Origin of the sequence: Streptomyces sp. NPDC005181 (assembly GCF_040608395.1) — a bacterium.
Lineage (GTDB): Bacteria > Actinomycetota > Actinomycetes > Streptomycetales > Streptomycetaceae > Streptomyces.
The window spans coordinates 1-4824 of sequence record NZ_JBEXID010000195.1; the positions used below are offsets into that span (position 1 = coordinate 1).

A 4824-nucleotide genomic window follows, 5' to 3' on the forward strand; every position below is an offset into this window, starting at 1 on the left:
CACGGTGGCCGTACTCATGCCCGCAGGCGCCCCATCACCCAGCTGGCCAGCACCGACGCGTCACACGACCGCATCTACAGCTGCCGTGACAGAGCAGCAAGAAACACCTGCGAACACGCAACACCACTGATGTAAAGGGATGTCTCTTGTCCGCAACACTGTGATGTCGAGTCATGCGCCCATGTGCAGGCTGCTCACTCCGGGAGAGCGAGGCGCGCCGATGAGCCGACCGGGAGTGATGGAAAATTGGAAAAGTCAGAATTGCTTGCCGACGTGAACGTCGCCACCAGCAAAAATGTGATGAAGAAGCTGCCGGAGGTCACCCTGGCCTTCTGGATCATGAAGATCGCCGCGACGACACTCGGCGAGACGGCCGGTGATCTGTTTGCCCAGACCCTGGGGCTCGGTTACTTCCTCACCACGGTTGCACTGTCCCTGATCTTCGTCGTCACGCTGGTCGTGCAGCTGAGGTCCACGTACTACAACCCCTTTTTCTACTGGACCGTCATCCTGTCCACCAGCATGGCCGGCACCACGATGTCCGACTTCATGAATCGTGACGCCAGTGCCACATATCTTTCCGGCGATACCGAGTCGCTGGGCTGGGGGCCGCAAGGCCTGGGGCTGGGGTATCCCACGGGAGCCGCGATCCTGATCTCGCTTTTGATCGCCATCTTCGTCCTCTGGAAATTCACCGGACTGACGTTCTCCATCCGCCACATCGTCACGTTCCGCGGGGAAGTTCTCTTCTGGTCGGCGATCCTCGTTTCGAACACCCTCGGCACTTCCATGGGTGATTTCCTCTCCGACAGTTCCGGACTCGGCTACGCGGGTGGCGCACTTCTCGTCACCGGGCTCCTCGCGGGGCTCCTCGCGCTCATGTGGGTGCCGGTCGTGCCGAATGTCCTGCTGTTCTGGATCGCGTTCGTGCTCACCCGTCCCCTCGGGGCCACCGTCGGCGACTTCCTCACCAAGCCTGTCGCCAAGGGGGGCCTCGACCTCGGCACGGCGGGTTCGTCGGCAGCGCTCCTCGCGCTCCTCGTCGGCCTCGTGAGCTATGCCCACGTGCAAGAGCGGAGGAGCGCCGGGCCGCGCAACGAGGTCGTGGCCGAGAATTCCTGAGCATCCTCGGGAGCCGGTGCGGGCGGCGGTCCCCGGTCCGACGCCGTCACATGGCGGCCGAACGGCCGGGTTCGCCGGGGAGGCGCCTCGTCGCATGAGGCGGACGGCGTCGCACGGGCAGCCGGGCATGACCCTTCGGCGGCGATGTACTAGAGTTATCTCGACATCGAGATATCTGCCGAAGGTGCACCGCAGCCGCCGAACGGTAAGGGTTACCTAACTAAGCCTTACCTTAGCGGATGGTCGAGGAGCCGTAGGCGGCACCACGTGGCGCCCGCCGTAATGAGGCGCGGCGCGGTAGTACGCGCACATTGATGAAGGAGACTGTCGTGTCGGCGAACAGCTTCGACGCCCGCAGCACGCTGCGCGTGGGCGACGAGTCGTACGAGATCTTCAGGCTGGACAAGGTCGAGGGCTCCGCGCGCCTCCCTTACAGCCTGAAGGTGCTGCTGGAGAACCTGCTCCGCACCGAGGACGGCGCGAACATCACCGCCGACCACATCCGGGCGCTGGGTGGCTGGGACTCCCGGGCCCAGCCCAGCCAGGAGATCCAGTTCACGCCGGCCCGCGTGATCATGCAGGACTTCACCGGCGTTCCGTGTGTCGTGGACCTCGCCACCATGCGTGAGGCCGTGAAGGAGCTCGGCGGCGACCCGGCGAAGATCAACCCCCTCGCGCCGGCCGAGCTGGTCATCGACCACTCCGTCATCGCGGACAAGTTCGGCACCAACGACGCGTTCGCGCAGAACGTCGAGCTGGAGTACGGCCGCAACAAGGAGCGCTACCAGTTCCTGCGCTGGGGCCAGACCGCCTTCGACGAGTTCAAGGTCGTCCCCCCGGGCACCGGCATCGTCCACCAGGTCAACATCGAGCACCTGGCCCGTACGGTCATGGTCCGTAACGGCCAGGCGTACCCCGACACCCTCGTCGGCACCGACTCGCACACCACCATGGTCAACGGCCTCGGCGTGCTGGGCTGGGGCGTCGGCGGCATCGAGGCCGAGGCCGCGATGCTCGGCCAGCCGGTCTCCATGCTCATCCCGCGCGTCGTCGGCTTCAAGCTGACCGGCGAGCTGAAGCCCGGCACCACCGCCACCGACCTCGTGCTGACCATCACGGAGATGCTCCGCAAGCACGGCGTCGTCGGCAAGTTCGTCGAGTTCTACGGTGAGGGCGTCGCCGCCACCTCCCTCGCGAACCGCGCCACCATCGGCAACATGTCGCCGGAGTTCGGCTCCACCGCCGCGATCTTCCCGATCGACGGCGAGACGCTGAAGTACCTGCGTCTGACCGGCCGTGACGAGCAGCAGGTCGCGCTCGTCGAGGCGTACGCCAAGGAGCAGGGCCTGTGGCTGGACCCGGCCGCCGAGCCGGACTTCTCCGAGAAGCTGGAGCTCGACCTCGCCACGGTCGTCCCCTCCATCGCCGGCCCGAAGCGCCCGCAGGACCGCATCGTCCTCGCCAACGCCTCGCAGCAGTTCGCGCAGGACGTCCGCAACTACGTCTCCGAGGACGAGGAGGCAGGCAAGGAGTCCTTTCCGGCCTCCGACGCCCCGGCCTCCTCCAACGGTGTGCCGTCGCGTCCGACCACGGTCACGGCCCCCGACGGGACGACCTACGAGATCGACCACGGCGCCGTCACCGTCGCCGCGATCACCTCCTGCACCAACACCTCGAACCCGTACGTCATGGTCGCCGCGGCGCTCGTGGCCAAGAAGGCGGTCGAGAAGGGCCTGACCCGCAAGCCGTGGGTCAAGACCACGCTCGCCCCGGGCTCCAAGGTCGTCACCGACTACTTCGACAAGGCGGGCCTGACCCCGTACCTCGACAAGGTCGGCTTCAACCTCGTCGGCTACGGCTGCACCACCTGCATCGGCAACTCCGGCCCGCTGCCGGAGGAGGTCTCCAAGGCGGTCAACGAGCACGACCTGGCCGTGACCTCGGTGCTCTCCGGCAACCGAAACTTCGAGGGCCGGATCAACCCCGACGTCAAGATGAACTACCTGGCGTCCCCGCCGCTGGTCGTCGCGTACGCCATCGCCGGTTCGATGAAGGTCGACATCACCAAGGACGCCCTGGGCATCGACCAGGACGGCAAGCCGGTCTACCTCGCGGACATCTGGCCCTCCGAGGCCGAGGTCAACGACGTCGTCGCCAACTCCATCGGCGAGGACATGTTCAACAAGTCCTACAAGGACGTCTTCGCGGGCGACGCCCAGTGGCAGGCGCTGTCGATCCCGACCGGCAACACCTTCGAGTGGGACGCCGAGTCGACGTACGTCCGTAAGCCCCCTTACTTCGAGGGCATGACGATGGAGACCACCCCGGTCTCCGACATCAACGGCGCCCGCGTGCTCGCCAAGCTGGGCGACTCGGTCACCACCGACCACATCTCCCCGGCCGGTGCGATCAAGGCCGACACCCCGGCCGGCACGTACCTGACGGAGCACGGCGTCGAGCGCCGCGACTTCAACTCCTACGGCTCGCGCCGCGGCAACCACGAGGTCATGATTCGCGGAACGTTCGCGAACATCCGTCTGCGCAACCAGATCGCCCCGGGCACCGAGGGTGGCTTCACCCGCGACTTCACCCAGGCCGACGCGCCGGTGTCGTTCATCTACGACGCCTCGCAGAACTACCAGGCCGCCGGCACCCCGCTGGTCATCCTCGCGGGCAAGGAGTACGGCTCCGGCTCGTCCCGCGACTGGGCCGCCAAGGGCACCGCGCTCCTCGGCGTCAAGGCCGTCATCGCCGAGTCGTACGAGCGCATCCACCGCTCGAACCTCATCGGCATGGGCGTCCTCCCGCTCCAGTTCCCGGAAGGCGCGACCGCCGAGGCCCTCGGACTCACCGGCGAGGAGACCTTCTCCTTCACCGGCGTGACCGAGCTGAACAACGGCACGACGCCGCGCACGGTGAAGGTCTCCACCGACACCGGTGTGGAGTTCGACGCGGTCGTCCGTATCGACACGCCCGGTGAGGCGGACTACTACCGCAACGGCGGCATCATGCAGTACGTGCTCCGCAGCCTGATCCGCAAGTAGGCAGTCCGGTACGTCGCGAAGGGCCGCACCCCCGCCGGGGGTGCGGCCCTTCGGCGTGGCAGGGGTGACCGGGGGCTCGGGACGGGGCTCAGGAGTTGGCGCGGATCAGGCCCAGCAGCCCCGGAAAGTGCTTGTCCAGGTCGTCCTTGCGCAGGGTCGCCACGCGGCTGTTGCCCCGGTTCACCTGCCGTACCAGACCCGCTTCGCGCAGGGTCCCGCAGACCGCGTCGTCCGCCGCACCACCCACACCTGCGGCGGAGGAGAAGCCCGGCTGCACCCTGGCCCTGATCGCCGGAGGAGGACCGGTCGGCATGCTCCTCGCCGCCGAACTCGCCCACTGCGGCGTACCGGTGACCGTCCTGGAGACAAACCCCGTCACCGTCGACCAGCCCAAGGCCCGCACACTGCACGCCCGTACCGTCCAACAGCTTGCCCGGCGCGGACGGCTGAGCGCGGGAGCGACTGTGCTGCGCCGGGACAAGAAACACGCCCGGGTGCGGATCCGACGGATCCGCACCCGGGCGTGGCAGGGCAGGAGGCCAGAGCTTACCCGTGGGTGGCTTCTGGCTCCCGGTGGGCTCAGCGGACGCCGAGCAGGTGGTCCATGGCGAGCTGGTCGAGTGCCTCGAACGCCATGGAGCGTTCGGCGGCGGCGGTC

At 67.4% G+C, this 4824-nt stretch carries 2 protein-coding genes and 2 pseudogenes; 3 read left to right on the top strand and 1 reads right to left on the bottom strand.

Translation table 11 applies throughout. From position 1 onward, the window contains the following. The first annotated feature begins 183 nt into the window (after nucleotides 1-183). Both ABZV38_RS39585 and acnA read left to right on the top strand, forming a co-directional pair. Nucleotides 184-1122: a hypothetical protein gene (locus ABZV38_RS39585; RefSeq protein WP_356333716.1), complete on the top strand. Its 939-nt coding sequence runs from the start codon at nucleotides 184-186 to the stop codon at nucleotides 1120-1122. A gap of 329 nt (nucleotides 1123-1451) precedes the next feature. Next, on the top strand, nucleotides 1452-4166 hold the full coding sequence (gene acnA, locus ABZV38_RS39590) for an aconitate hydratase AcnA (protein ID WP_356333717.1): 2715 nt from the start codon (nucleotides 1452-1454) through the stop codon (nucleotides 4164-4166). An 88-nt stretch (nucleotides 4167-4254) separates the two neighbouring features. Here the strand turns inward: acnA and ABZV38_RS39595 are convergent. Further along, a pseudogene (locus ABZV38_RS39595) lies at nucleotides 4255-4377 on the bottom strand (ArsR family transcriptional regulator); the annotation flags it as partial. 100 nt (nucleotides 4378-4477) lie between these two features. Between ABZV38_RS39595 and ABZV38_RS39600 the strand changes: the two are divergent. Next, nucleotides 4478-4552, top strand: a pseudogene (locus ABZV38_RS39600) (hypothetical protein); the annotation flags it as partial. Nucleotides 4553-4824 lie beyond the last annotated feature (272 nt).